This is a genomic window from Herbiconiux flava, assembly GCF_013409865.1.
In the GTDB taxonomy this organism is placed as follows: domain Bacteria; phylum Actinomycetota; class Actinomycetes; order Actinomycetales; family Microbacteriaceae; genus Herbiconiux; species Herbiconiux flava.
Genome location: NZ_JACCBM010000001.1, coordinates 2,578,728 through 2,602,360, shown reverse-complemented (window position 1 = coordinate 2,602,360; position 23,633 = coordinate 2,578,728). Strand labels below are relative to the sequence as shown.

Below are 23,633 nucleotides of genomic sequence, written 5' to 3'. Positions count from 1 at the left end.
AGGAACGGCGCCGGAGGCCGACGACTCAGCGGCGCGGCTCGTCGAAGTAGGAGAAGCCGATGGCGTTGCGCTCGCGGGCCGCCTCGGCCCGCTCCTCGCGCAGACGCTCGGAGCGCTCGCGACGCTCCTTCAGCACCTCGGGGTCGACGTCGAGCTTGCGCACGGTGACGCCGCCCTTGGACGCCGGGCTGGTCTTCGCCGTCTTGGACGCCGGCCGGGTGCTCGATCCGGTGGACGAGCCGCCCCGTACCGGAGTGGTCGGGGTGACGCCCGTGCCACGGCATCGCTCGTTCAGCTTGTTCTCGTGCTGGATGAGGGTCTGCGACACGAAGCCCACCGCCACAGACTTACCGCAGACCGGGCATTTCGCTGTCGCACCGCTTGCCATCAGTTGATCAGATCCTCTCGAACGTTCATCGTTCCCCCGTTGTCCCCGTCCTCTATGGTCGCACGGAACGCGCCCATCCTCACCCCCGAGGCCCTGGACGGGGTCGACCGACGTACGATCGTGACATGCCTCTCATCGGAGAATACGAACCGGGAACCAGCGACTGGGCGCGTCAGCAGCTCGAGACCTACGAGGGCTCGGGAGGCACTAAGGGCACGACCCTCCGCGGCATGCCCGTCATCATCCTCACCACCGTCGGCGCGAAGTCGGGGAAGCTCCGCAAGACGCCGCTGATGCGGGTCGAGCACGACGGGGAGTACGCCGTCGTCGCCTCCCTCGGCGGGGCACCGAAGCATCCGGTCTGGTACTTCAACATCGTCAAGGAGCCGCACGTCGAGCTGCAGGACCGTACCGAGAAGCACGACTACCTCGCCCGCGAGGTCTCGGGCGAGGAGAAGGCCGTGTGGTGGCAGCGCGCCGTCGAGGCCTACCCCGACTACGCCGACTACCAGACGAAGACCGACCGCGAGATCCCGCTGTTCGTGCTCAGCCGGATGGACGAGGACTAGGCGAGTTCGCCCGCGGGCGGCTGCACGGCACCTGCGGCGGCTACTCCTCGCCGAACCCCGACTCGACCAGGTCGGCCAGCGCGTTCACGGCCTCGGCCCCCTCGGGGTCGGCGCTCGCGATCTCGACGCTGGCGCCCTTCACGAGGCCCATCGACATGATGCCGAGTAGGCTCTTCGCGTCCTTGCCGTTCACCGTCACCCTCTGCCCGAAGGTGCTGGCGAGCTTCACGAACTCCGCGGCCGGCCGCGCATGCAGCCCGTCGCGGTTGACGATGGTCACCGTGCGCGACGGGGTCCCGGATGCGGTGGCCGGCTCCTCGACGACCGGCACCGCCGCGTTCGCCCCGGCCCCCGCATCTGTCTCGCGCTCGGCTTCGCCGATGGGCCCCGCCGCCGACCGCGCGGCCGCCACGACCTCGTCGAGCGTCGCCCCCGACTCGGCGGCGACCGCCGCAGCGACTCCGCCCTCCACGAGCGGGGCGTCGACGATGCGCACCCGCGCCTGGACCTCCTCGTCGAGGAAGTCGAGCGCGGTCTCGGCCGTGAGGATCGCGGAGCCGAGGTCGCAGAGAACCGCGACCCCGTGACCGGAGTCGGCCTCGGTGACGGCGGCGCTGACCCTGTCGAAGCTGGTGCCGATGCCCCCGTCGTCGGTGCCGCCCGCGGCCACCAGGGTGGTCGAGGCCGCCATCTGGCCGGCGAGCTCGACGAGCCCTTCGGCGATCTTCGCGCTGTGCGAGACGAAGACCACGCCGACCTTGCCGGGAGTGCCCGCCATCACGCAGCTCCCCCGGCGCTGCCCGCCGCAGCGTCGGCCGCGGCGCGGAGGATCAGCGACGACGACTGCGCGCCCGGGTCGCGGTGCCCGATCGCCCGCTCGCCGAGGTAGCTCGCGCGGCCCTTCCGAGCCACCAGCGGCTCGGTCGCCTCGGCGCCCTTCTCGGCGGCATCGGCGGCGGCGGCGAGGATCTCGGCCGGCGACCGCCCCTCGGCCTCGGCGGCGGCGGCCGCGTCGACCGCCGGGGTCCAGGCGTCGATCATCGTCTTGTCGCCGCTCTCGGCCTTGCCGCGCAGCACGACGCCGTCGCGGGCCGCGGTGAGGAAGGCCACCACGGCCGCACCGTCGAGCTGCTCGTCCTTGCCCACGGCGGCCGCACCCTTGAGGTACGCGGTGCCGAGAAGCGGCCCCGAGGCCCCGCCGACCGTCGAGATCAGGGTGGTGGCCACGAGCCTCAGGGCGTCGCCCGGAGCCGCGTCGTCGGCCAGCGTGTCGAGCTTCGCGATCACGGCGGTGAAGCCGCGGTCGAGGTTCTCGCCGTGGTCGCCGTCGCCGATCTCGCGGTCGAGGGTCACGAGCTCCACCCGGTGGTCGTGGATCACCTGCGCCGTGCGCCGGATCCAGTCCGTCGTCCAGTCGATGCCCAGAGCGTCAGCCATGCCCTCTACCTTCCCCAGCGCAGCGCAGCCGTCTGCACCGGTGCGTCCCACAGTCCGGTCAGTTCCTCGTCGAGCTTCAGCACGCTGATCGACACGCCCTGCATCTCGAGCGACGTCACGAAGTTCCCCACCAGCGAGCGGGTCACCGTGATGCCCTTCTCAGCCAACACCTCCGCGGCGTGCTTGAACACGATGTAGAGCTCGACCTGCGGCGTGCCGCCCATGCCGTTGACGAGCAGCAGCACCTCGTCGCCCGAGCCGAACGGCAGATCCTCCAGGATGGGCCCGAGCAGGCGGTCGACGATCGCGTCGGCCGGCTCCAGCTTGATCCGCTCCCGGCCCGGCTCGCCGTGGATGCCGATGCCGATCTCGATCTCGTCGTCGGCGAGCACGAAGCTCGGCTCGCCCGCGTGCGGCACCACGCAGGGCGTCAGCGCGACGCCCATGGTGCGCACCTGGGCGTTGACCTTCGTGGCGACGGCGGCGACCGCGTCGAGGTCGTCGCCGCGCTCGGCGGCGGCCCCGGCGATCTTCTCGACCAGCACCGTGCCTGCGACACCGCGACGGCCGGCCGTGTAGAGCGAGTCCTTCACGGCGACGTCGTCGTCGACGATCACGGTGCGCACCTCGATGTCCTCGGCGGACGCCAGGTCGGCGGCGGTCTCGAAGTTCAGCACGTCCCCGGTGTAGTTCTTCACGATGTGCAGCACGCCCTTGCCCGCGTCGACGGCCTTCGTCGCCGCCAGGATCGGATCGGGGGTCGGGGAGGTGAAGACCGGTCCGGGAACGGCGGCATCGAGCATCCCGAAGCCCACGAAGCCGCCGTGCAGGGGCTCGTGCCCGCTGCCGCCGCCCGAGACCAGGCCGACCTTGCCGGCGACCGGAGCGTCTTTGCGCGCGATGTAGATGGGGTCGTGCGAGACGGTGACGAGGTCGCCGTGCGCGGCCTCGAAGCCGACGACCGCCTCGTCGACGACGTTCTTCGGATCGTTGATGAGCTTCTTCATTGAAATTCCCTCCGGTCACCGTTCGTCGGTGCGACGGGAGCCAGCGCCTGGCCGTCCGAGACGAATCTACGCCGTCGGCCTCGGGCACCGGTAGGTGCAGAGCGGTCGGCCGTCGGCGGCGACACGGCGCGATCCGCCATGTACCTGACAACTTCCTGGGGATACTGTTGGCTCAATCCGTTCACCCCGGAGGCCGCAGTCGGCGGCCGCTCAGTGCGAAGGAAGGTCATCGTGGACAATCTCGGTATCGATTTCTTGTCGGAGCTGGTGGGCACGGCGATGCTCGTGCTCCTCGGCTGCGGCGTCGTCGCGAACGTCGCCCTGGTGCGCACCAAGGGCTTCAACGGCGGATTCCTGATGGTGAACATCGGCTGGGGCCTCGCGGTCTTCGCCGGTGTGATCGTCTCGTACGCCTCAGGCGCCCACCTCAACCCCGCCGTGACGCTCGGCCTGCTGGCCAACGGCGCGACCTCGTTCGGTTCGGAGGCCACCGCGGTCGACGTGAACTTCCTGTCGGTCATCGCGTACATCGGCGCGCAGCTGATCGGTGCGATCATCGGCGCGGTGTTCGTCTGGCTGGCGTACAAGCAGCACTTCGACGAGGAGCCCGACGCGGCCAACAAGCTGGGCGTGTTCTCCACCGGTCCGGCCATCCGCTCCTACGGCTGGAACCTGGTCACCGAGATCATCGGCACCTTCGTGCTGGTGTTCGTCGTGATCGGCTTCGGCGGCGGACGACAGGGAGACGGCGGCCTCGCAGCCCTCGGCGCCCTGCCCGTGGCCCTGCTCGTGATCGGCATCGGCGCCTCCCTCGGTGGCCCGACCGGCTACGCCATCAACCCGGCCCGTGACCTCGGGCCGCGCATCGCGCACGCCCTGCTGCCCATCAAGGGCAAGGGCACGAGCGACTGGTCGTACGCGTGGGTGCCGGTCGTCGGACCGATCATCGGCGGTGTGCTCGCGGGCCTTCTGGCCATCCCCCTCCTGCCGATCCTCACCTAGCACCCAGCGGGCCGGGCCACGATGACGTGGACCGGCCCGCTCTCTCTTCCCGGCACCATCCCCGCCGATCCGGCGGAGGGCGTCAGCAGTCGTCTCACACAAAGGAGTTGTCATGACGGACTACATCATCGCGATCGACCAGGGCACGACGAGCACGAGGGCGATCGTCTTCGACCACTCGGGCTCCATCGTCTCCACCGGCCAGCTGGAGCACGACCAGATCTTCCCGAAGGCGGGCTGGGTCGAGCACGACCCCAAGCAGATCTGGGACAACACCCGCGAGGTGATCGGGCAGGCCCTCTCCAAGGCCAACATCACCCGGCACAACGTGAAGGCCGTCGGCATCACGAACCAGCGCGAGACCGCGGTCGTCTGGGACAAGAACACCGGCGAGCCCGTCTACAACGCCATCGTCTGGCAGGACACCCGCACCCAGGCCATCGTCGACCGCCTGTCGGAGGACGGCGGCGCCGAGCGCTTCAAGGACACCGTCGGCCTGCCCCTGTCGACCTACTTCGCCGGTACCAAGATCGTCTGGATCCTCGAGAACGTCGAGGGCGCCCGTGAGCGCGCCGAGGCGGGCGACCTGCTCTTCGGCACCACCGACACCTGGGTGCTGTGGAACCTGACGGGCGGCGTCGACGGCGGCGTGCACGCGACCGACGTCACGAACGCCTCGCGCACCCTCTTCATGGACCTCGAGACGCTCGAGTGGCGCGACGACATCCTCGAGGTGTTCGGCGTGCCCAAGTCGATGCTGCCGGCCATCAAGAGCTCCTCGGAGATCTACGGCACGGTGCACACCTCGTCGCTCCTGCGCGAAGTGCCCGTCGCGGGCATCCTGGGAGACCAGCAGGCTGCCACTTTCGGCCAGGCGGCGTTCGACGCCGGCGAGGCCAAGAACACCTACGGCACCGGCAACTTCCTGATCTTCAACACGGGCACCGAGATCGTGAAGTCCAAGAACGGACTGCTGACGACCCTCGGCTACAAGCTCGGCGACGCCGAACCGCACTACGCGCTCGAGGGCTCGATCGCGGTCACCGGCTCGCTCGTGCAGTGGCTGCGCGACAACCTCGGCCTGATCAAGTCGGCCCCCGAGATCGAGGAGCTCGCCGCCACGGTCGAGGACAACGGCGGGGCCTACTTCGTGCCGGCGTTCTCGGGCCTGTTCGCGCCCTACTGGCGATCGGATGCGCGGGGCGCCCTCGTGGGTCTGACCCGCTACGTCAACAAGGGCCACATCGCCCGCGCGGCACTCGAGGCCACCGCCTTCCAGACCAAGGAGGTGCTGGACGCGGTCAACGCCGACTCCGGGGTGCCGCTGACCGAGCTGAAGGTCGACGGCGGCATGATCGCCAACAACCTGCTGATGCAGTTCCAGGCGGACATCCTGGACGTGCCCGTCGTGCGACCCGTCGTCGCCGAGACCACCGCGCTCGGAGCGGCCTACGCGGCCGGCCTCGCCGTGGGCTACTGGGCCGACCTCGACGAGCTGCGCGCGAACTGGCAGGAGGACTCGCGCTGGACGCCCGACCTCGACTCGGCCGAGCGCGACCGGCTGTACCGCAACTGGAAGAAGGCCGTCACGAAGACGATGGACTGGGTCGACGAGGACGTGCAGTAGCCCTCCTCGGTCAGCTACGCGCGGGTGGCCGCGATCCAGTCGTCGAGCTTCTGGGTCGCGGCCCCTGTGTCGATGGCGGTGGCGGCGATGGCCATCTTCTCCTCGAGGCGCTCCACCATCGCCCGGTCGACCTCCGCCGGGTCGGACGCCAGCTCGAACGCCACGAGCCCGGCCGCCGCGTTCAGCAGCACCATGTCGCGCACCGGACCGGAGTCGCCGGCGAGGGTGCGGCGCACGATCTCGGCGTTGTGCTCGGCGTCGCCGCCCCGCAGCTCGTCGATGGTCGAGGTGCGGATGCCGAGGTCGCGCGGGTTGAGGTCGTGCTCCTTCACCGACCCGCGTGAGACCTCCCAGATGTGGCTGTGGCCCGTGGTGGTCAGCTCGTCGAGCCCGTCGTCGCCGCGGAAGACCAGCGCCGTCGCGCCGCGGGTCTGGAACACGCCGGTGATCAGCGGCACCCGGTCGAGGTGGGCGACGCCGACGGCGGAGGCCTCGGCGCGGGCGGGGTTGCAGAGCGGGCCGAGGAAGTTGAACACCGTGGGCACGCCGAGCTCGGCCCGGACGGCCCCGGCGTTCTTGAAGCCGGGGTGGAACTTCGCCGCATAGGCGAAGGAGATGCCGGTCTCCAGCAGCACGGCGGCCACCCGCTCGGGCTCGAGCTCGAGGTCGATGCCGAGCGCGCGCAGCACGTCGGAGGAGCCGGAGAGCGAACTCGCCGCCTTGTTGCCGTGCTTGATCACGGGGACGCCGCTCGCCGCCGCCACGATGGACGCCATGGTCGACACGTTGACGGTTCCGTAGCTGTCGCCGCCGGTGCCGACGATGTCGAGCGCGAAGGGATCGACCTCCAGCGGGAGGGCGTGGTCGAGGATCGCGTCGCGGAAGCCGACGATCTCGTCGACCGTCTCGCCCTTGGCCCGGAGCGCCACCAGGAAACCGGCCAGCTGCGCCTCGGTCACCTCACCCAGCATGATCCTGTCCATCGACCAGGTGGCCTGCGAGATCGACAGATCCCGCCCGGTCAGGAGTCGCGCGATCATCGAGGGCCAGGTGAGCGTTTCAGCCATGGGAGCGATCCTACGGGCCGCTCCGAACGGGACACGCCGGTGGTGGGCCCCAATGGTGCGCCGAATGCAAAACCACGCCCCGATATCGGACATAATGGAACAGTGACGAGCAGCTCATTGACCCATTCTCAGAGTGCCCCTGTGGTCCAGCGCCCCAACACCGTGGCGGTGGGCACCATCGTGTGGCTCGGCAGCGAGGTCATGTTCTTCGCGGGCCTCTTCGCCATCTACTTCACGCTGCGCTCCACGAACCCGGGCGCCTGGGCCGAGCAGGCCGGCGTGCTGAACGTGCCCTTCGCGGCCGTGAACACGATCATCCTGGTCATCTCGTCGTTCTGGTGCCAGTTCGCCGTCTGGGCCGCCGAGCGCGGCCAGGTCAAGCGCACCAGCTGGGCCCCGAAGGACTGGGGCCTCACCGAGTGGCTCTTCCTCACCTACGCCTTCGGCGCCGTCTTCGTCAGCGGCCAGGTGCTCGAGTACGCGACCCTCGTCTCCGAGGGCATCACCATCGACGGCAACGCCTACGGCTCGGCGTTCTACCTCACCACCGGCTTCCACGCCCTGCACGTCACCGGCGGCCTCATCGCGATGCTGCTCATGCTCGGCCGCGTCTTCGCGGTCAAGAACTTCGGTCACAAGGAGGCGACGTCGATCATCGTCGTCTCGTACTACTGGCACTTCGTCGACGTGGTCTGGATCGGCCTCTTCTTCGTCATCTACGTGCTGAAGTAGCGCTCCACCCCGATCAACCCGACGCAGCACCCGCAGTACCGAAAGAGAGTTGAGAGAATGGCCCGCAGGAGCAGGAAAGCAAACAGACGCCACCCCCTGGCGACTGTGCTGCTGATCGCTATCGGCCTCGTCGTCACGGGCGGCGGCTACGCCGCGTTCAGCAGCACCACCGCTGCGACCGCCGAGACGGACATGTCGAGCCAGCAGGTCATCGACGAGGGCGAGAAGCTCTTCGCCTCGAACTGCGCCACCTGCCACGGCATGAGCCTGCAGGGCACCGACGACGGCCCCAGCCTGATCGGCGTCGGCGCGGCCTCGGTCAACTTCCAGGTCGGCACCGGCCGCATGCCGCTCGCGATGCAGGGCCCCCAGGCCATGCAGAAGCCCGTGCAGTTCACCGACGAGCAGACGGCCGCGATGGCCGCCTACGTCGCGTCCATCTCCCCCGGCCCGGCCATCCCCGACGCCAGCCTCCTGCAGGCCGACGGCGACGCCGCGAACGGCGGCGAGCTGTTCCGCATCAACTGCGCCATGTGCCACAACGTCGCCGGCGCCGGCGGTGCGCTCACCGAGGGCAAGTACGCCCCCGAGCTCACCGGCGTGCTGGCCACGCACATCTACGAGGCCATGCTCACCGGCCCGCAGAACATGCCCGTCTTCAACGACGACAACCTCACGCCCGAAGACAAGCGCGACATCATCACCTATCTCAAGTACGTCGAGAACAACCCGTCGCCCGGTGGCTTCGAGCTCGGCAACCTCGGCCCGGTCGCCGAGGGCCTCTTCGCCTGGATCTTCGGCCTCGGCGCGATCATCGGACTGATGGTCTGGCTGACCGCCAAGTCCAACTGATCCGCGTGACCACAGCAATCACCAGCAGCAGCTCGAAAGGGATACACAATGGCACATGACGAGGTGAGCGGCATCGACTCAGCCGCCTCCGATTCGTCGGCCGTCGAGACGAGTCATCGCACTTCGGCGGGTACAGCGGTCATTGGCTCCGACGTGGAGAACCCGGGAGAGCCGCCGCACCGCGCGCGCGTCACCGATCTCGACCCGGCGAAGGCGAAGCACGCCGACCGCACGGTCTACACCCTGTTCTACCTCTCGATCGCGGGCAGCATCTTCGCCCTCGCGGCCTACATGGCCTTCCCGATCGAAGACGGCGACCCCGTCGCCCTCCGTCTGAACACCCTCTTCATCGGCCTCGGCTCGGCTCTCGCCCTCTTCGGCATCGGCCTCGCGGCCGTGCACTGGGGCAAGGCGCTGATGGTCGACAAGGAGGGCATCGACGTCCGTCACCCGGTGCGCGGCACCGACGAGACGCGTGCCAGGGCCGTCGAGATCTTCGACCAGGCCGACAAGGAGTCGGGCTTCGGACGACGCACCCTCATCCGGAACAGCCTGATCGGCGCCATCATCGCCTTCCCGCTGCCGGGTCTCGTGCTCTTCCGCGGCCTCGGCCCGCAGGATCAGGACCCGGTGGAGCTGCTCAGCCACACCATGTGGAAGAAGGGCGCGCGTCTGACGCTCGACCCGAGCGGCATCCCCGTCAAGGCGTCCGACATCACCATCGGATCGGTGTTCCACATCATCCCCGAGGGCCTGAACGAGCGCGAAGACCTGCTCGAGCAGAAGGCCAAGGCCGCGGTGCTGCTCATGCGCCTCGACCCGGCCGACCTGAACATCAGCCCGGAGCGCGAGGGCTGGTCGTACGACGGCATCGTCGCGTACTCCAAGATCTGCACGCACGTCGGATGCCCGGTGGCACTCTACGAGCAGCAGACCCATCACCTCCTCTGCCCCTGCCACCAGTCGACCTTCGACGTGGTGAACGAGGCCAAGGTGATCTTCGGGCCGGCCAAGCGGCCGCTGCCCCAGCTGCCCATCGAGGTCGACTCGGAGGGCTACCTCGTGGCACAGAGCGACTTCCACGAGCCCGTCGGACCTAGCTTCTGGGAGCGTTCATGACCAGCACGATCGAGAGGACCGAAGCCGCTGAGGCTCCGGCGACTCCGAAGAAGGGCGGCGGCATCACCGGCGCCGCCGCGAACTATCTCGACGAGCGCACGAGCATCTCGGCGGTCGTCAAGGAGTTCGGCCGCAAGATCTTCCCCGACCACTGGTCGTTCATGCTCGGCGAGGTGGCGCTCTACAGCTTCGTCGTCATCATCCTGTCGGGGACGTTCCTGACGTTCTTCTTCCAGGCCTCGATGGTCGAGACGCACTACGACGGTGCTTTCGTGCCGCTCAAGGGCGTCGAGATGTCGGCCGCCATGGACTCGGCGCTGCACATCTCGTTCGACGTGCGCGGCGGTCTCCTGGTGCGTCAGATCCACCACTGGGCGGCGCTGCTGTTCATCGCCTCCATCGGCCTGCACATGCTGCGCGTGTTCTTCACGGGTGCGTTCCGCAAGCCGCGTGAGCTGAACTGGATGATCGGCTTCGTGCTGTTCGTCCTCGCGATGGCCGAGGGCTTCACCGGCTACTCGCTCCCCGACGACCTGCTCTCGGGCAACGGCCTCCGCATCATCGACGGCCTGATCAAGGGCATCCCGTTCATCGGCACCTGGACCTCGTTCCTGCTGTTCGGCGGCGAGTTCCCGGGCACCGCCATCGTGGGGCGCCTCTACACGCTGCACATCCTGCTGCTGCCGGCCATCCTGGTCGCCTTCCTGGCCCTGCACCTGGTGTTCGTGGTCGTGCACAAGCACACCCAGTTCGCCGGCCCCGGCCGCACCGAGAAGAACGTGATCGGCTACCCGATCCTCCCCGTGTACGCGGCGAAGGCCGGCGGCTTCTTCTTCCTGGTGTTCGGTGTCATCGCCCTGATGGCGTCGTTCTTCACGATCAACCCGATCTGGAACTACGGCCCCTACGACCCCTCCCCCGTCTCGGCCGGAACCCAGCCCGACTGGTACATCGGCTTCGCCGACGGCGCCCTGCGACTCATCCCGCCGGGCTGGGAGTTCGTCTGGCTGAACCACACCTGGTCGATCAACATCCTGGTGCCGGTCGTCGCGCTGGTGCTGCTGCTCCTGTTCGTCGCCATTTACCCCTTCGTCGAGAGCTGGGTCACGGGCGACAAGCGCGAGCACCACATCCTCGACCGCCCGCGGAACGCCCCGACCCGCACCGCCATCGGCGCGGCCGGCGTCACGTTCTACGCGGCGCTCTGGGCGGCGGCCTCGTCCGACCTCATGGCCACGCACTTCCAGCTCTCCATCGAGGGCGTCATCCACGTCGTCCAGGCGTGGGCGGTGCTCGGCCCGTTCGTGGCGTACTTCATCACGAAGCGCGTCTGCATCGGCCTGATGAAGAAGGACCGTGAGATCGTGCTGCACGGCTACGAGTCGGGCCGCATCGTCCGCCTCCCGGGCGGCGAGTACATCGAGGTGCACGAGCAGCTCGACGACTACGAGCGCTGGAAGCTGGTCGACTACGAGTCCTTCGAGCCGATCATGCTGCGCCCGAACGCCAACGGCAAGATCACCCCGGTGATGCGCCTTCGCTCGGCCATGTCGAACTGGTTCTTCGAGGACCGCATCGCCCCGGCGTCCCGCGCCGAGCTCGACGCGGCCCACGGCCACGGCCACGCCCCCGCTGTGGGCACCGGCTCCCCCGCCCGCGGTGAGCTCGAAGACCCGACCGGCGGCAACACGCACCACTGACCGCGCGCGGGCTCCCGCCCGCCGCCGCTCCGCCCAGCGCCCGCCCCCTTACGGGGCGGGCGCTTCGCGCTGCGTGAGTAGGAAGTGCTCATAACGCCATGGGTTCTCTCGATCGGACTCTGGGAAGGTCCATCTGCTGCTACGTGACCGTGCAGGTCGGTCGGGCGACCTGGGAGATCTCTCTCCTCAGCGGTTTTGGACGATATCGACGCTGAGCGCCAGCAGCTGCGGGGGTCCAACATCCCCGAGCCGCAAGGCGGCGAGGAGGCGCCAGGTCGCGACAGGCTTTCGCTTCACGATGCACTTCGAGAACAACGTCGGCCGTGGGCGAGAAGAGCTGCGTGATGGACATCGTGCCGACGGCCTCGATCGCCGAGCGCATCCACGGCGACGACCGGTACGAGACCGCGGCGGTCGTCGCCTGGGAGATCGCGCCCGCCGAGACCCCGCTCGTGTACGTCGCGAGCGGCGAGAACTACCCGGATGCTCTCAGCGCCACGGCGATCGCCGCTCAGCACAACGCTCGCTCGTCCTGTCGATGCCGCGACCGGGCTTAAGTTCCCGGACGCACTGAGCGCGAGTCCGGCGGCCGCGAAGAACACGGCACCTGTGCTGCTCGTCAAGGGCGACGCCACCGCGCTGAGCGTCGACGAGAAGGCGCTCCTGACCGCCCGCGGGGTGACCAGCGCCACCGTGTTCGGTGGCGAGGACACCGTCTCCGCTCCCCTGGCGGCCGATATCAAGTCGGTGACCACGGCTCTGACCCGCATCGACGGCGACGATCGGTTCATCGTCTCGGCGAACGTCACCGCCGCGAACTGGACCGCTCCCGTCGACACCGTCTACTTCGCGACGGGTGAGAACTACCCCGACGCCCTCGCCGGCGGTGTTCTGGCGGGCATCACGAAGTCGCCCGTCCTCCTTGTGTGCTCGACGCGGCGCTGGAGAACCTGCCGATCTGCAGCTGATCCTGGTCGGCCGGTCGGCTGAACGGTGAACAGGGGCCCGCTCGTCCACGTCGGACGGGTGGGCCTCTTCGCTCGGCCCGGACAACGCCGAAGGCCCGCTCCGGGTGGGAGCGGGCCTTCGGGACGTGCGGGGTGGTACGGCAGAGTCAGCGGGCGAAGTAGCCGCGGTAGTACTCGTAGGTCCAGCCGACCACGGCGACCAGCACGAGCGCGCCGGCGAGGAAGCAGATCCAGAAGCCGACCGCGAGGCCGAGCATGAGGAGGGCGCCGCCACCTGCGAGGATGATGGGCCACCAGCTCCAGGGGCTGTAGAAGCCGATTTCGGGGTCGCCGTCGTCGATGTTGGCGTCAAGGCGGTCTTCCGGGAGCTCCGCACCCTGCGCCTTGTGCACCCGGCTCAGGTAGAAGGCGAGGAACGCCGACAGCACCGCCGCGAGGCCGATGCCGACAGTTCCGACCCACTCGAGCTGGCCGTCGTACCAGATCAGCGACCACACGGTGTAGGCCACGGCGGCCAGAACCATGAAGACGGTCAGGATCCAGAAGAGGTTGGTATTGGCTCTCATGGCGCTACTTCACCTTGTCGTTCACGATGTCGTACGTGGGGGCATCGGGGGCGTCCTTCGCCGGGCCCACGCCGACCGGGATGCCGGCCTCGGGGTGGTTGAGGTCGAACGCCGGCGACTCCGAACGGATGCGCGGGATCGAGGTGAAGTTGTGCCGCGGCGGCGGGCACGAGGTCGCCCACTCGAGCGAGCGGCCGTAGCCCCACGGGTCATTCACCGTGACCTTCGGCGCCTTTCGGGCCGTGATGTACACGTTCAGGAAGAACGGGATCATCGAGGCCGCGAGGATGAACGATCCGATGGTGGAGAGCTGGTTCATCCAGGCGAAGCCGTCTTCGGGCTGGTAGGTCGCGTACCGTCGCGGCATGCCCATGACGCCCAGCCAGTGCTGGATGAGGAACGTCGTGTGGAAGCCGATGAACAGCAGCCAGAAGTGCCAGTGGCCGAGACGCTCGTTGAGCATCTTGCCGGTCCACTTGGGCCACCAGAAGTAGAAGCCCGAGAACATCGCGAACACCACGGTGCCGAACACCACGTAGTGGAAGTGCGCCACCACGAAGTACGTGTCGGAGACGTGGAAGTCGAGCGGCGGCGACGCCAGTATGACGCCGGTCAGACCACCGAAGGTGAAGGTGATCAGGAAGCCGATCGCCCAGACCATCGGGGTCTCGAAGGTCACCGAGCCGCGCCACATCGTGCCGACCCAGTTGAAGATCTTCACACCCGTCGGCACCGCGATGAGCATGGTCATCAGGGCGAAGAAGGGCAGCAGCACCGAGCCGGTGACGTACATGTGGTGCGCCCAGACCGTGACCGAGAGGGCGGCGATCGAGATCGTCGCGTAGATCAGGGTCTTGTAGCCGAAGATCGGCTTGCGGCTGAAGACCGGGAACACCTCGGAGACGATGCCGAAGAACGGCAGCGCGATGATGTACACCTCGGGGTGGCCGAAGAACCAGAACAGGTGCTGCCAGAGCAGCACGCCGCCGTTGGCCGCGTCGTAGATGTGGGCTCCGAACACGCGGTCGGCGCCGAGGGCGAAGAGCGCGGCGGCGAGCACCGGGAAGGCCATCAGCACGAGGATCGACGTCACCAGGATGTTCCAGGTGAAGATGGGCATCCGGAACATGGTCATGCCGGGGGCGCGCATCGTGATGATCGTGGTGATGAAGTTCACGCCACCGAGGATGGTGCCGAAGCCCGAGAGGCCGAGGCCGAAGACCCAGAGGTTTCCACCGTCACCGGGTGTGAACGTCGTCGACGACAGCGGTGCGTAGGCGAACCACCCGAACGAGGCGGCGCCCTGCGGGGTGAGGAATCCGGAGACCGCGATCAGCGAGCCGAACAGGAACAGCCAGAAGGCGAAGGCGTTCAGTCGCGGGAACGCCACGTCGGGCGCACCGATCTGCAGCGGCATGATCACGTTGGCGAAGCCCGCGAACAGCGGCGTCGCGAACATGAGCAGCATGATCGTGCCGTGCATGGTGAACAGCTGGTTGTACTGGTCCTTCGTCTGCAACAGCTCGAGACCTGGCTCGAACAGCTGGGCGCGGATGACCAGGGCCATCACTCCGCCCAGGCAGAAGAACAGGAACGACGCGATCAGGTACATGTACCCGATGGTCTTGTGGTCGGTGGAGGTGATCCACTTGACCAGGATGTTGCCCTTGCGTCCGACCGACTTGGAGGGGGTCGGAGTGGGCGCCGGGAGAGCTGCGCCGCTCGCGGGCGCAACGTCGACGGTTGCAGTCATGTCGCGTTCCTACTCTTCTTCGTGCGCGGGCTCGCCGATGCCCGGGAGGTTCTGGTTGCGGTCGTACTCGTGACCGAGCTGGCCCTCGTTGCCGGCGGCACGGAGGGTCTCGATGTAGCTGTCGTACTCCTGCTGCGAGACGACCTTGACGTTGAAGAGCATCATCGAGTGGTACTCGCCGCACAGCTCGGCGCACTTGCCGGTGTACGTGCCCTCCTTCTCGGGAGTGACGTACATGTAGTTCGTCTTGCCGGGCAGCATGTCCTTCTTGTAGAGGAAGTCGATGACCCAGAAGGAGTGGATGACGTCGCGCGACTCGAGCTGGATCTCGATCTGCTTGCCCACAGGCAGGTACAGGGTCGGGATCTCGGACTCGACGAGGTTGCCGTTGTCGTCGTCGGGGTCGTCCTGACCCTGCACGCCGGCGTAGTAGACGTCGTCGTTGGTGTAGTTGAAGTCCCACGCCCACTGCTTGCCGAACACCTGGATGGTGTAGTCGGGCTTCTCGTAGGCCTGCTCGATCGCGCTCTGGTCGCGGGCCGTGAAGGCGAAGAAGCCGAGCACGAGGATGAGCGGCACGACCGTGTAGAAGATCTCGATCGGCATGTTGTAGCGCAGCTGCGCCGGCAGGCCGGTCTGGCCCTTGCGGCGGCGGTAGACCACGATCGCCCAGATGGTGAGACCCCACGTGAGCACACCCACGATGAGCAGCACGATCCACGACGTGACCCAGAGGCCGATGACGCGGTCGACGTTGTTCGTGGTGCCGGGCTCGGTGGGAAGCCAGCCTTGGAGCTGGTCCTGCGTGCAGCCGGCGAGGACAACGGACATGAGCGCCGCGATAGGGATCGCGGCCCATCGGAGACGTCGGTTAGAGCGCACCAGAGACCTTTCGGGAAGCTACACCATCAGTGTATTTGACCTTCTCCTAGCCTACTGTGTCGATTTACCGGTCGGAGCCACAGCCACCCCGCATCCGAGGGTGGTAGCGCACGAAAAAAGGGGCCGTCCCGGTGTGGAACGGCCCCTTCTCGGATGCGCGTGGAGCTGCGCTGACGGCGTGGCGACTAGTGGAACGAGTCTCCGCACGCGCAGCTGCCCGAAGCGTTCGGGTTGTCGATCGTGAAGCCCTGCTTCTGGATGGTGTCTTCGAAGTCGATGGTGGCGCCCTCGAGGTAGGGGACGCTCATCTTGTCGACGATGACCTCGACGCCGTCGAAGTCGACCGCCGCGTCGCCGTCGAGCATGCGCTCGTCGAAGTACAGCTGGTAGATCAGGCCCGAGCAGCCACCGGGCTGGACGGCGACGCGCAGACGAAGGTCGTCACGGCCCTCCTGCTCGAGCAGGTTCTTGACCTTGGTGGCGGCGGTGTCGGTGAGACCCACCTTGTGAGCCGGCGCCTCGACGGCAGCCGTCAGGATCGTGTCGCTCATGTGCACTCCTTGTCGATCGGAAGTATGGAGGAAGTCTAACTCCGGAAACCCGGGACCCTGCTCAGGAATTCCCGCCGCGCCCGTCGAGTCTCAGCAGCAGCAGCGCCTCGGTCTGGATGGCCCGCTTGAAGACCCCCAGGTGGAGCGACTCGTTCGGGCTGTGCGCCCGGGTGTTCGGGTCTTCGACCCCGGTCACCAGGATCTGCGCCTCGGGGAAGACCCGCGACAGGTCGGAGATGAACGGGATGGACCCGCCGATGCCCGCCTCGACGGGCTCGGCGCCCCAGGCGTCGCGCATCGCGTCTTTCGCCGCGGTGACGGCCCAGCCCGAGGTGTCGACGAGGAAGGGGTCTCCGGTGTCGACGTCGTCGATGGCGACGTGCGCCCCGAACGGGACGTGATCGCGGACGTGTCGCTCGATGGCCTCGAAGGCCTTCTGGGCGGGCTGGCCGGGCGCGATGCGGGCGCTGATGCGCACCGAGACACTCGGGATGAGGGTGTTCGAGGCGTTGGCCACCGAGGGCGCGTCGATGCCCGTGACCGTGACGGTCGGCTTCGCCCACATGCGGGAGAGCACCGAGCCGGTGCCGAGTGGCGTGACGCCGTCGAGCAGGCCGACGTCGTCGCGCAGGGAGTCTTCGCCGTAGGGCGGTGCGTCGATCTCGCGGCCCTCGAGCCCCGCGACCGCGACCGCGCCCGAGTCGTCGTGGAAGGACGCGAGCAGGCGCACGGCGGCCACCATCGCATCGGGCGCCGCTCCCCCGAACATGCCCGAGTGCGAGGCGTGCGCGAGCGTCGACACGGTGAGGCGGAAGGTGACGTTGCCACGGAGGCTGACGGTGAGGGAGGGGGTCTGTGTATCCCAGTTGTCGGAGTCGGCGACCACGATGACGTCGGCGGCGAGCTTCTCGCGGTGCGCCTCGAGGAAGTTCGCGAAGGAGCGGGAGCCGAACTCCTCCTCCCCCTCGATGAAGAGCACCAGCCCCAGGTCGAAGTCGGGCCCGGCGACCTCGGTGAGCGCGCGGATGGCGGACAGGTGCGACTCGACGCCCGCCTTGTCGTCGGCGGCGCCCCGGCCGTAGAGCCGGTCGCCGCGGACGGTCGGCTCGAACGGCGGTGACTCCCACTCCTCGTCGCGCCCAGGGGGCTGAACGTCGTGGTGCGCGTAGAGCAGCACGGTCGGCCGACCGTTGCGCGCGGCACGGGTGGCGAGCACGGCGGGCTGGCCGAGCTCCCCCGGCTGCCCGTCGGCACCGGCCATCGGTGCGCGGAGGATCTCGACCGACTCGAAGACACCGAGGTCGCGAGCATGGCCCGCGACGGCCTCGGCGCTGGCCGCCACGTGGGCCGGGTCGAACGCCGACCACGACACCGAGGGGATGCGCACCAGCGCACTCAGTTCGGCGATGCTCGCCGGGAGCGCGAGCTGCACGGCCTCGACGAGGGCGGCCTCACGGTCGGTGAGACCAGGAGGAGCATTCGGAGGCAACGAGGAGTCTGGAGCGTCTGTCATGAAGGTAATCTTAAGAGACCGACGAACGAGGACACCGTGGCCAGAAAAAGCAGTGCAGCAGAACCCGTGATCGAGGCTCCTGTGGAGGAGCAGACCGGAACGGGCAAGGGGCACGCTACGCCGACCCGCAAGGAGCGCGAAGCAGCCAACAAGCGCCCCCTGGTTCCCAACGACCGCAAAGAGGCGACGAAAGACGCCCGCCGCCGCCAGCAGGAGCTGCGCGAGCGCGCCCGCGTCGGCATGGCGAACGGCGACGAGAAGTACCTGCCGCTGCGTGACAAGGGCCCGCAGCGCCGCTACGTGCGCGACTACATCGACGCCCGCTTGAACCTCGGCGAGTTCATCATCCCGGCGATGTTCGTCGTGATCCTGCTCACGCTCGTGCCCGCGCCCGAGCTGCAGGCCGGCGTCATGCTCGGCCTCTACGCCTTCGTGCTGATCGTGATCGCCGACTGCGTGTTCGTGAACTTCCGCCTGATGAAGAAGCTCCGAGTGAAGTTCGGCGCCGACAACGTCGAGCGAGGGCTGCGCTGGTACGCGACGATGCGCGCCCTGCAGTTCCGCCGCCTGCGCCTGCCGAAGCCGCAGGTGAAGCGCGGCGAGTTCCCCAAGTAGGCGAACCCCCACCGGCAAACCCCGCCTGGCAGTCCCCGCCAGGAGAACCCGCGGCAGGCGAACCCGCGGCAGGCGACCCCCGAGGCGCGACCGCGGCCGGGCGTGAGGGTCAGGCCCGCGAGAGACCGCGGTTGATCTCGCGCACCCAGAGCGGCCCGCGGTAGAGGAACGCCGTGTACCCCTGCACGAGCGTCGCACCGGCGTCGAGCCGCGCGCGCACGTCGGCCGCGGTCTCCACTCCCCCGACCGAGATGACGCACATCGTCGGGGGCACGACCGAGCGGATGCTCCGCAGCACCTCGAGCGACCGCGACGCCAACGGCGCCCCTGACAGCCCGCCCGCCCCGGCGGCCTCGACGACCGATGCCGGCGTGCGGAGCCCCTCGCGGGAGATGGTCGTGTTGGTCGCGATGATGCCGTCGAGCCCGAGCTCGACCGCGAGCGTGGCGATCTTCGCCACCTCGTCGTCGGTCAGGTCGGGGGCGATCTTGACGAGGAGCGGCGTCGGGCCCGCCTCGCCCTTGACCGCCGAGAGCAGCGGCCGCAGCCGGTCGAGCTCCTGCAGGCCGCGCAGACCGGGCGTGTTGGGCGAGCTGACGTTCACCACGAGGTAGTCGGCCATCGGCGCCAGCGCCCGGGTGCTCTCGAGGTAGTCGTCGACCGCGTCGTCGACGTCGACGACCCGGCTCTTGCCGATGTTCACCCCGATGACGGGTCGCGGATGCTCGGCCGAGCGCACCCGCGCCAGCCGCAGCGCCGCGGAGGCCGCCCCGTGGTTGTTGAAGCCCATGCGGTTCACCACGGCACGGTCGGCGATCAGCCGGAACAGCCTCGGCTTCGGGTTGCCGGGCTGCGCCCGAGAGGTGATGGTGCCGACCTCGACGTGGCCGAAGCCGAGGGCGCCGAAGCCCCGGATGCCCTTCGCGTCCTTGTCGAACCCGGCCGCGAGGCCGAAGGGGGTGGGGAAGCGGAGGCCGAGGGCCGTGACCGAGATGTCGGAGGTGGGCCGGGTGAAGCGGGCGACCAGCTTCTCGAGGCCGACCCGAGGGATGCCCTCGATGACCGAGAAGGCGAGGTGGTGCGCCGCCTCCGGATCCATCTTCGACAGCACGTGCCGGAAGAGCAGGCCGTAGGCGCTCACTCGGCCGTGCGAGCGGTGTCGCCTCCGGTCGCGGCGGCCTGCTCGTGCTCGACGCGGAGCAGCGTGATGGCCGCCTCGAAGTCGTCGAGCGAGTCGAAGCCCTGGTAGACGCTGGCGAAGCGGAGGTAGGCCACCTCGTCGAGCTCGCGGAGGGGCTGCAGGATGGCGAGGCCGATGTCGTTCGCCTCGATCTGCGCCGCTCCGCTCAGGCGAACCGTCTCCTCGACGCGCTGCGCGAGCACCGCGAGGTCGCTGTCGGTGACCGGGCGGCCCTGGCAGGCCTTGCGCACACCGCTGACGATCTTCTCGCGGCTGAACGGCTCGACCACGCCGGAGCGCTTGATGACGTTCAGCGACGCGGTCTCGGTGGTGCTGAAGCGCCGCCCGCAGTCGGGGCACTGACGGCGGCGGCGGATGGCGAGGCCGTCGTCGGTGGTGCGCGAGTCGACGACGCGGGAGTCGGGGTAGCGGCAGTAAGGGCAGAACATGGCCCTTCCAGGGTACCGGCTCGCACGGGCATCCCGGCCGCACCGCACACGCCTGGGGAGAACACGGCCGCCCCGCGGCACGGTGCAGGAGCGGAGCCGTGTCGGAGCGGCTGGGACTACCGCGCGAACCGGGCCGTGACCGCCTCACCGTGCGCCGGCAGGTTCTCGGCCTCGGCCAGCGCGACGATGCGGTCGGCGACCTCCCGCAGGGCCGACGACGAATAGCGGATGACCTGCTGCGGCCGGAGGAAGGTGTACGCCCCGAGCCCCGACGAGAAGCGCGACTGCCCGCCCGTCGGCAGCACGTGGTTCGACCCGGCGAGGTAGTCGCCGAGACTCACCGGCGAATAGGCGCCCACGAAGATGGCGCCGGCGTTCGTCAGGAGGGTGAGCACCGCATCCGGATCTGCCACCTGCACCTCGAGGTGCTCGGGCCCGTAGGCGTTGCTGAAGGCGGCGGCGAGCTCGATCGAGTCGACCAGCACCACGGCCGACTGCGGGCCGTCGAGGGCGACGGCGACGCGGTCGGCGTGCTTGGTCGAGGCGGCCACGCCGTCGAGCTGCGCGAGCACGGCCTCGGCCAGGGCGGGCGAGTCGGTGACGAGCACCGCGGCGGCGAGCTCGTCGTGCTCGGCCTGGCTGACCAGGTCGGCGGCGACGAAGGCTGGGTCGGCTGTGCCGTCGGCGACGATGAGGATCTCGGTCGGGCCGGCCTCGGAGTCGATTCCGACGACGCCGCGCACGACCCGCTTGGCGGCGGCCACGTAGACGTTGCCCGGGCCGGTGATGACCTGCACCGGGTCGAGCCCGATCTCGTCGACGCCGTGGGCGAGGGCGCCGATCGCGCCCGCTCCCCCGATGGCGTAGACCTCGGTGACGCCGAGCAGACCGGCCGCCGCGAGGATCGTGGGGTGCACGCGGCCGCCGAACTCGCGCTGGGGCGGGGAGGCGATGGCGATCGATCCGACGCCGGCGAGCTGGGCGGGCACCGTGTTCATCACGACGCTGGAGGGGTAGACGGCCTTGCCGCCGGGCACGTAGAGGCCGACACGGTCGACGGGCTGCCAGCGCTGCTGGACCACGGCGCCGGAGGCCAGCTCGGTGGTGCGCGCATCCGGGATCTGGGCCGCCGTGGCCTGGCGGACGCGCACGATCGCCTCGTCGAGGGCGGCACGCACGGCGGGGTCGAGCTCGGCGACCGCCTCGTCGATGTGCTGCTGAGGCACCCGCACGTGCTCGGGCTCGACGCCGTCGAAGCGGCGCGCCTGGTCGCGGAGGGCGACGAGACCGTCGCTCCGCACCGCCTCGACCAGGGCGGCGGCGGCCTCGTGGGCCACCGAGACGTCGGTGTCGGCGCGCGGAACCAGCTGCACGAACTCGGATCGGGTGGGGGTCTGGCCGCGGAGGTCAATCGTTCGGATCATGGCGGTAACAGCCTACCGGCGGGCGGACGGCTCCGAAGAGTGGCCTGCCCCCGACGGAGCGGACGGCGGCTGCCTCAGAACGGCGGTCGGCCGTGCATCCGCTCGAAGGCCCGGAACCAGCGCGCCCGCGCCCCGGCGATCACCAGGAGCATCACGCCGGCCCCGCCCGCCAGGATCAGCAGACCGACGCCGACCACGGCGGCGCCTGCGGATTCCTTGCCGATCGCCGAGACCCCGAACAGGATGCCGACGACGAGCAGGAGAACACCCAGGAGCGCTTCGCTCAGCGGCTTCTTCAGAGTCATGCGGAAGCGTCCGGATGACGGGTTGGTGCTCATCCACGCGAACGGCTCCGGCGGGAGGCGGTCGGGGCGGGGGCCGGGCTCGCTCATGCGGCCGGGAGCGCGGTGAACGCGGCCAGCCGGTCGAGCAGGGCGGCGTCACCGACGTCGTCGGTGCGGCCGTCGCCTGGCGCCTCGGCGTCGGCGAGATCCCAGCGACGACCGAAGGGATCCGGCTCCGCGCTGGGCCTGACGAAGAGGTGGTGCTTCGGCGAACCGAGCAGCTCCGTGCCGAAGTACGCGGTGCCGAGGGGATGCCGGGCCGCGTTGTCGGTGACGAGACGCGCCAGGAACTGGGCATCCGTGTAGTCAGGGGCCCTGACCACCATGGTCCACGTGCTCATCGCGGCGGGCGAGAGCAGCATCGACAGCCCGGGCGTCTGGAGGTAGACCGCCGCCTCGACGTCGCCCTCGTTCATCATCGCGATCTCGGTCCAGCGCACGGCCGTCTGGATCGCGACGATCAGCAGGCGGATGCCGCCGCGCGGCTCGAGCACGTCTGCGTCGACGGTCAGCTCGCCGCGAGCCACCAGGCTCGACGCGCCGAGTGCCGCGGTCTGGTCGGTGACGAAGCCGGGCTTGACCTGAAGGAAGCGCTCGGCCTGCGCCCGCGGGGGGCCCTCGGCGAGCGACAGGGCATAGGCGAGCTCGCCGGCGCCGTAGCTGGGGGCGTCGACGGGCTGGGCGGCGGGCTCGGCTGCGTCCCGGGTACGGGTGTCGGTCATCTCTGCTCCCTGGTGATGAGGCGGTCGCTGGTCGTGAGGCGGCCGCTGGTCGTGAGGCGGTCCATGGTCGTGAGGCGGGTGGTGGGGGAAAGGCGGTCAGGCGCCGCGGCGCTCACCACGGCCACAGGTCCTCCGCCACGTCGGCGACGCCCTCCGCGAAGTCCTGGGCGCCCTCGGCGATGGCCTCGCCGGCGTCGCCGATGGCCTCGGCCGTGTTGTCGACCGCGTCGTGGAAGACCGGGACGTTGTCGTAGAGGAGGCCGCCGAGCGCCATCCCGCCTGAGACGGCGCCGAGCACGAGGTTCGCCGGCGGAGGCGTGAACAGGGCGACCGCACCGATGGTGGTGGCCACCCCGTCGTAGCCCGCGCGCACGTAGTCGCCGTTCTGGTAGCTGTTGTAGGCCCCGGCGTAGCCGAGCACGACGCCGGCGGGACCGAGCACCTTGCCGGCCGTTCCGAGGAACTCCGCCGCCGAGCCCACGCGGCTCGCCAGGGCGCCGTCGCCCAGCACGTTGCTGAGACCCTGGGTGAGCGACCCCCAGTTGTTGCCTCCGAAGAAGTCGCTCGCCGTGTTGAAGCCGCTGGCGAAGGCCCGGAAGTCCAGCGCCGCGTCGAGGGACGAGAAGGCCCCGCCGAGACGCAGCTGGAGCAGCGCATCGATGCCGCCGACGATCCCGGCCGCGTCGAGGTAGTCCTGCAGCGACCCGACCACGGGGCTGTTCAGGATGTCGTCGAGCAGCGAGCCGTCATCATCCGTCTCGCCGCTGCCCGAGCCGTTCGCCCCGGGGAAGGGGCTGTCCCCTTGGTCGTCGCCCTGCCCGTCGCCACCCGGCCCCGATCCCCCGGGCACGCCCCCGCCGTCGACCGAGCTGGCCTGCTCCTGCTCGTCCGCGTTCTTCACCAGAGCGGATGCCGCCGCGACGAGCGCCTGGTTCGCACTCGAGAGCGAGACCCGGTAGGTGCTGTTCCAGTCCTGCTTGAACAGGGCCGCATCCGGACCGGACCAGGCGCTGGTGCCGTTGATCGACGCGGTGAGCGTGCTCGCCATGCCCGACAGCTGCGTCGCCTTCTGGTCGAAGTCCTTCGCCAGTGCGCGGAGCTGGTCGGCGTCGGCCCCCCAGAACCCACCCGTCATCTCGGCCGTCCCCTTCCCCGGTGCATCGGGC

General features: G+C 69.3%; 26 protein-coding genes. 10 read left to right on the top strand and 16 right to left on the bottom strand.

What is annotated here, in order from left to right:
- Window positions 1–25 precede the first annotated feature (25 nt).
- A complete protein-coding gene (locus BJ984_RS12500; protein ID WP_179548303.1) occupies window positions 26–337 on the bottom strand; it encodes a hypothetical protein in 312 nt (103 codons plus the stop codon).
- 176 nt (window positions 338–513) lie between these two features.
- Here BJ984_RS12500 and BJ984_RS12495 point away from each other — a divergent pair, with 176 nt between their 5' ends.
- Entirely contained in the window at window positions 514–957 is a 444-nt protein-coding gene (locus tag BJ984_RS12495; RefSeq protein ID WP_179548302.1) for a nitroreductase family deazaflavin-dependent oxidoreductase, read from the top strand.
- 40 nt (window positions 958–997) lie between these two features.
- Here the strand turns inward: BJ984_RS12495 and dhaM are convergent, their stop codons facing one another.
- The 3 genes from dhaM to dhaK are packed head-to-tail and all read right to left on the bottom strand — an operon-like array spanning window position 998 to window position 3,401.
- Entirely contained in the window at window positions 998–1,735 is a 738-nt protein-coding gene (dhaM, locus tag BJ984_RS12490) for a dihydroxyacetone kinase phosphoryl donor subunit DhaM (RefSeq protein WP_179548301.1), read from the bottom strand.
- Entirely contained in the window at window positions 1,735–2,394 is a 660-nt protein-coding gene (gene dhaL / locus BJ984_RS12485) for a dihydroxyacetone kinase subunit DhaL (RefSeq protein ID WP_179548300.1), read from the bottom strand. The genes dhaM and dhaL overlap by 1 nt, the downstream gene beginning before the upstream one ends.
- Before the next feature lie 5 nt (window positions 2,395–2,399).
- Complete coding sequence (gene dhaK, locus BJ984_RS12480; protein ID WP_179548299.1) at window positions 2,400–3,401, bottom strand: dihydroxyacetone kinase subunit DhaK; 1,002 nt, start codon at window positions 3,399–3,401, stop codon at window positions 2,400–2,402.
- A 231-nt stretch (window positions 3,402–3,632) separates the two neighbouring features.
- Between dhaK and BJ984_RS12475 the strand changes: the two genes are divergently transcribed.
- Both BJ984_RS12475 and glpK read left to right on the top strand, forming a co-directional pair.
- Window positions 3,633–4,403: an MIP/aquaporin family protein gene (locus tag BJ984_RS12475; protein ID WP_373877444.1), complete on the top strand. Its 771-nt coding sequence runs from the start codon at window positions 3,633–3,635 to the stop codon at window positions 4,401–4,403.
- A gap of 112 nt (window positions 4,404–4,515) precedes the next feature.
- Window positions 4,516–6,030, top strand: a complete 1,515-nt coding sequence (glpK, locus tag BJ984_RS12470) for a glycerol kinase GlpK (protein WP_173180886.1) — start codon at window positions 4,516–4,518, stop codon at window positions 6,028–6,030.
- 14 nt (window positions 6,031–6,044) lie between these two features.
- On the opposite strand, the gene trpD is transcribed toward glpK, so the two are convergent.
- Entirely contained in the window at window positions 6,045–7,097 is a 1,053-nt protein-coding gene (trpD, locus tag BJ984_RS12465) for an anthranilate phosphoribosyltransferase (protein WP_179548297.1), read from the bottom strand.
- Between the two features lie 102 nt (window positions 7,098–7,199).
- On the opposite strand from trpD, the gene ctaE reads away from it, so the two are divergent.
- The 6 genes from ctaE (at window position 7,200) to BJ984_RS12435 (ending at window position 12,490) form a co-directional block, all read left to right on the top strand.
- Window positions 7,200–7,829: an aa3-type cytochrome oxidase subunit III gene (gene ctaE, locus BJ984_RS12460; protein WP_173180884.1), complete on the top strand. Its 630-nt coding sequence runs from the start codon at window positions 7,200–7,202 to the stop codon at window positions 7,827–7,829.
- 57 nt (window positions 7,830–7,886) lie between these two features.
- Window positions 7,887–8,681 (top strand): cytochrome bc1 complex diheme cytochrome c subunit, encoded by a 795-nt coding sequence (gene qcrC, locus BJ984_RS12455; protein WP_173180883.1) that lies wholly within the window; start codon window positions 7,887–7,889, stop codon window positions 8,679–8,681.
- A gap of 48 nt (window positions 8,682–8,729) precedes the next feature.
- Window positions 8,730–9,800 (top strand): cytochrome bc1 complex Rieske iron-sulfur subunit, encoded by a 1,071-nt coding sequence (gene qcrA / locus BJ984_RS12450; RefSeq protein ID WP_179548296.1) that lies wholly within the window; start codon window positions 8,730–8,732, stop codon window positions 9,798–9,800.
- Window positions 9,797–11,500, top strand: coding sequence for a cytochrome bc1 complex cytochrome b subunit (gene qcrB, locus BJ984_RS12445; RefSeq protein WP_179548295.1), 1,704 nt, complete (start codon window positions 9,797–9,799; stop codon window positions 11,498–11,500). Before qcrA ends, qcrB begins: the two co-directional genes overlap by 4 nt.
- 323 nt (window positions 11,501–11,823) lie before the next feature.
- Complete coding sequence (locus BJ984_RS12440; protein ID WP_179548294.1) at window positions 11,824–12,057, top strand: cell wall-binding repeat-containing protein; 234 nt, start codon at window positions 11,824–11,826, stop codon at window positions 12,055–12,057.
- A gap of 52 nt (window positions 12,058–12,109) precedes the next feature.
- A complete protein-coding gene (locus BJ984_RS12435; RefSeq protein ID WP_420841069.1) occupies window positions 12,110–12,490 on the top strand; it encodes a cell wall-binding repeat-containing protein in 381 nt (126 codons plus the stop codon).
- Between the two features lie 124 nt (window positions 12,491–12,614).
- On the opposite strand, the gene ctaF is transcribed toward BJ984_RS12435, so the two are convergent.
- From ctaF to BJ984_RS12410, 5 genes are all read right to left on the bottom strand, one after another.
- The gene (ctaF, locus tag BJ984_RS12430) at window positions 12,615–13,034 is read right to left on the bottom strand and encodes an aa3-type cytochrome oxidase subunit IV (RefSeq protein WP_173180878.1); all 420 of its coding nucleotides are present in this window, start codon (window positions 13,032–13,034) and stop codon (window positions 12,615–12,617) included.
- Between the two features lie 4 nt (window positions 13,035–13,038).
- Window positions 13,039–14,787 (bottom strand): aa3-type cytochrome oxidase subunit I, encoded by a 1,749-nt coding sequence (gene ctaD, locus BJ984_RS12425; RefSeq protein WP_246306462.1) that lies wholly within the window; start codon window positions 14,785–14,787, stop codon window positions 13,039–13,041.
- Between the two features lie 9 nt (window positions 14,788–14,796).
- Complete coding sequence (ctaC, locus tag BJ984_RS12420; protein WP_271206570.1) at window positions 14,797–15,669, bottom strand: aa3-type cytochrome oxidase subunit II; 873 nt, start codon at window positions 15,667–15,669, stop codon at window positions 14,797–14,799.
- 185 nt (window positions 15,670–15,854) lie between these two features.
- The gene (gene erpA, locus BJ984_RS12415) at window positions 15,855–16,220 is read right to left on the bottom strand and encodes an iron-sulfur cluster insertion protein ErpA (RefSeq protein ID WP_173180876.1); all 366 of its coding nucleotides are present in this window, start codon (window positions 16,218–16,220) and stop codon (window positions 15,855–15,857) included.
- 61 nt (window positions 16,221–16,281) lie between these two features.
- A complete protein-coding gene (locus BJ984_RS12410) occupies window positions 16,282–17,733 on the bottom strand; it encodes a dipeptidase (protein WP_179548292.1) in 1,452 nt (483 codons plus the stop codon).
- 66 nt (window positions 17,734–17,799) lie between these two features.
- On the opposite strand from BJ984_RS12410, the gene BJ984_RS12405 reads away from it, so the two are divergent.
- The gene (locus BJ984_RS12405) at window positions 17,800–18,348 is read left to right on the top strand and encodes a DUF3043 domain-containing protein (protein WP_338074433.1); all 549 of its coding nucleotides are present in this window, start codon (window positions 17,800–17,802) and stop codon (window positions 18,346–18,348) included.
- A gap of 109 nt (window positions 18,349–18,457) precedes the next feature.
- On the opposite strand, the gene BJ984_RS12400 is transcribed toward BJ984_RS12405, so the two are convergent.
- The 6 genes from BJ984_RS12400 to BJ984_RS12375 all read right to left on the bottom strand — a co-directional run bounded on the left by BJ984_RS12400 (window position 18,458) and on the right by BJ984_RS12375 (window position 23,602).
- A complete protein-coding gene (locus BJ984_RS12400) occupies window positions 18,458–19,489 on the bottom strand; it encodes a quinone-dependent dihydroorotate dehydrogenase (protein ID WP_179548290.1) in 1,032 nt (343 codons plus the stop codon).
- On the bottom strand, window positions 19,486–19,977 hold the full coding sequence (nrdR, locus tag BJ984_RS12395; protein ID WP_179548289.1) for a transcriptional regulator NrdR: 492 nt from the start codon (window positions 19,975–19,977) through the stop codon (window positions 19,486–19,488). The genes BJ984_RS12400 and nrdR overlap by 4 nt, the downstream gene beginning before the upstream one ends.
- 116 nt (window positions 19,978–20,093) lie before the next feature.
- The gene (gene hisD, locus BJ984_RS12390; RefSeq protein ID WP_179548288.1) at window positions 20,094–21,401 is read right to left on the bottom strand and encodes a histidinol dehydrogenase; all 1,308 of its coding nucleotides are present in this window, start codon (window positions 21,399–21,401) and stop codon (window positions 20,094–20,096) included.
- A gap of 74 nt (window positions 21,402–21,475) precedes the next feature.
- Window positions 21,476–21,706, bottom strand: coding sequence for a hypothetical protein (locus BJ984_RS12385; RefSeq protein WP_179548287.1), 231 nt, complete (start codon window positions 21,704–21,706; stop codon window positions 21,476–21,478).
- An 83-nt stretch (window positions 21,707–21,789) separates the two neighbouring features.
- A complete protein-coding gene (locus BJ984_RS12380) occupies window positions 21,790–22,467 on the bottom strand; it encodes a hypothetical protein (RefSeq protein WP_179548286.1) in 678 nt (225 codons plus the stop codon).
- A 112-nt stretch (window positions 22,468–22,579) separates the two neighbouring features.
- Window positions 22,580–23,602, bottom strand: coding sequence for a WXG100 family type VII secretion target (locus tag BJ984_RS12375; protein ID WP_179548285.1), 1,023 nt, complete (start codon window positions 23,600–23,602; stop codon window positions 22,580–22,582).
- Window positions 23,603–23,633 lie beyond the last annotated feature (31 nt).